This is a genomic window from Aliamphritea spongicola (genome assembly GCF_017051665.1).
Lineage (GTDB): Bacteria > Pseudomonadota > Gammaproteobacteria > Pseudomonadales > Balneatricaceae > Amphritea > Amphritea spongicola.
Genome location: NZ_JAFIDL010000017.1, coordinates 1 through 3,076, shown reverse-complemented (window position 1 = coordinate 3,076; position 3,076 = coordinate 1). Strand labels below are relative to the sequence as shown.

Genomic DNA, 3,076 nt, shown 5'->3' with positions numbered 1-3,076 from the left:
ACAAAACGCTCTTTAACAATTTAAATCCTGTAACGAGAATTAAGTAAGACAAATGTACAAGCGCTAATCCGGCGTAAATGTATCGTTACTTCAGCGTTAACTGTTTAACAGTTGGCTATGAAGTTTAATCAGTTACTTTGAATCAGACCCTTTTGGGTTATATGGTCAAGTGACTAAGCGTGCACGGTGGATGCCTTGGCAGTCAGAGGCGATGAAGGACGTGGTAACCTGCGATAAGGTTCGGGGAGTCGGTAAACAGACTTTGATCCGGACATTTCCGAATGGGGAAACCCACCCAGTATAAGCTGGGTATCTCTTGAGTGAATACATAGCTCTTGAGAGGCGAACCCGGGGAACTGAAACATCTAAGTACCCGGAGGAAAAGAAATCAACCGAGATTCCCCTAGTAGCGGCGAGCGAACGGGGACCAGCCCTTAAGCTTAAATGTGGTTAATAGAACGCTCTGGAAAGTGCGGCCGTAGTGGGTGATAGCCCCGTATATGAAAGCCTATTTTAAGTGAAATCGAGTAAGACGGGACACGTGATATCCTGTTTGAATATGGGGGGACCATCCTCCAAGGCTAAATACTCCTGACTGACCGATAGTGAACCAGTACCGTGAGGGAAAGGCGAAAAGAACCCCTGTGAGGGGAGTGAAATAGAACCTGAAACCGTGTACGTACAAGCAGTGGGAGCGGACTTGTTCCGTGACTGCGTACCTTTTGTATAATGGGTCAGCGACTTAATTTCAGTAGCAAGGTTAACCGTTTAGGGGAGCCGTAGGGAAACCGAGTCTTAATAGGGCGTATAGTTGCTGGGATTAGACCCGAAACCGAGCGATCTATCCATGGGCAGGTTGAAGGTTGAGTAACATCAACTGGAGGACCGAACCGACTGTCGTTGAAAAGCCAGCGGATGACTTGTGGATCGGAGTGAAAGGCTAATCAAGCTCGGAGATAGCTGGTTCTCCTCGAAAGCTATTTAGGTAGCGCCTCATGTCTCACCTACGGGGGTAGAGCACTGTTTCGGCTAGGGGGTCATCCCGACTTACCAACCCGATGCAAACTCCGAATACCGTAGAGTGCAATCATGGGAGACACACGGCGGGTGCTAACGTCCGTCGTGGAAAGGGAAACAACCCAGACCGTCAGCTAAGGTCCCAAAGTTATGGTTAAGTGGGAAACGATGTGGGAAGGCTTAGACAGCTAGGAGGTTGGCTTAGAAGCAGCCACCCTTTAAAGAAAGCGTAATAGCTCACTAGTCGAGTCGGCCTGCGCGGAAGATATAACGGGGCTCAAACCATACACCGAAGCTACGGACGCAACTTGTTTGCGTGGTAGAGGAGCGTTCTGTAAGCCGTTGAAGGGAAAGCTGTAAGGCATCCTGGAGGTATCAGAAGTGCGAATGCTGACATGAGTAACGATAAGGGGGGTGAAAAACCTCCCCGCCGGAAGACCAAGGGTTCCTATCCAATGCTAATCAGGGTAGGGTGAGTCGACCCCTAAGGCGAGGCCGAAAGGCGTAGTCGATGGGAAACAGGTTAATATTCCTGTACTTCTTGTTATTGCGATGGAGTGACGGAGAAGGCTAGGCCATCACGGCGTTGGTTGTCCGTGTTTAAGGCTGTAGGCTGGGGAATTAGGAAAATCCGGTTCCCTAAGGCTGAGAGTTGATGACGAGTCCTCTTTTGGACGAAGTGGTTGATGCCATGCTTCCAGGAAAAACTTCTAAGCTTCAGATAACAAGAAATCGTACCCCAAACCGACACAGGTGGTCAGGTAGAGAATACCAAGGCGCTTGAGAGAACTCGGGTGAAGGAACTAGGCAAAATGGTACCGTAACTTCGGGAGAAGGTACGCCCCTGACGGTGATGAGACTTGCTCTCTAAGCTGTTGGGGGTCGAAGATACTAGGTGGCTGCGACTGTTTATTAAAAACACAGCACTCTGCAAACACGAAAGTGGACGTATAGGGTGTGACGCCTGCCCGGTGCTTGAAGGTTAATTGATGGGGTTAGCTCCGGCGAAGCTCTTGATCGAAGCCCAAGTAAACGGCGGCCGTAACTATAACGGTCCTAAGGTAGCGAAATTCCTTGTCGGGTAAGTTCCGACCTGCACGAATGGCGTAACGATGGCCACACTGTCTCCACCCGAGACTCAGTGAAATTGAAATTGCGGTTAAGATGCCGTATATCCGCGGCTAGACGGAAAGACCCCGTGAACCTTTACTATAGCTTCGCAGTGGACTTTGATATTACTTGTGTAGGATAGCTGGGAGGCTTTGAAACTTGGACGCCAGTTCGAGTGGAGCCAATCTTGAAATACCAGCCTGGTACTATTGAGGTTCTAACGCAGGTCCCTTATCGGGATCGCGGACATTGTGTGGTGGGTAGTTTGACTGGGGCGGTCTCCTCCCAAAGAGTAACGGAGGAGTACGAAGGTGCGCTCAGCATGGTCGGAAATCATGCATCGAGTATAAAGGCATAAGCGCGCTTGACTGCGAGACAGACACGTCGAGCAGGTACGAAAGTAGGTCTTAGTGATCCGGTGGTTCTGTATGGAAGGGCCATCGCTCAACGGATAAAAGGTACTCCGGGGATAACAGGCTGATACCGCCCAAGAGTTCACATCGACGGCGGTGTTTGGCACCTCGATGTCGGCTCATCACATCCTGGGGCTGAAGCCGGTCCCAAGGGTATGGCTGTTCGCCATTTAAAGTGGTACGCGAGCTGGGTTTAGAACGTCGTGAGACAGTTCGGTCCCTATCTGCCGTGGACGTTTGAGATTTGAGAAGAGTTGCTCCTAGTACGAGAGGACCGGAGTGAACGAACCTCTGGTGTTCGGGTTGTCATGCCAATGGCATTGCCCGGTAGCTATGTTCGGACAGGATAACCGCTGAAAGCATCTAAGCGGGAAGCCCCCTTCAAGATGAGATCTCACTGGGACCTTGAGTCCCCTGAAGAGCCGTTCAAGACCAGGACGTTGATAGGCTGGGTGTGTAAGCGTTGTGAGGCGTTGAGCTAACCAGTACTAATTGCTCGTGAGGCTTGACCATATAACGCCAAAAGCGTTTGGTTG

At 50.6% G+C, this 3,076-nt stretch carries 1 rRNA gene; it reads left to right on the top strand.

What is annotated here, in order from left to right:
• Positions 1-163: 163 nt before the first annotated feature.
• Positions 164-3,053, top strand: a 23S ribosomal RNA gene (locus JYB63_RS22515).
• Positions 3,054-3,076 lie beyond the last annotated feature (23 nt).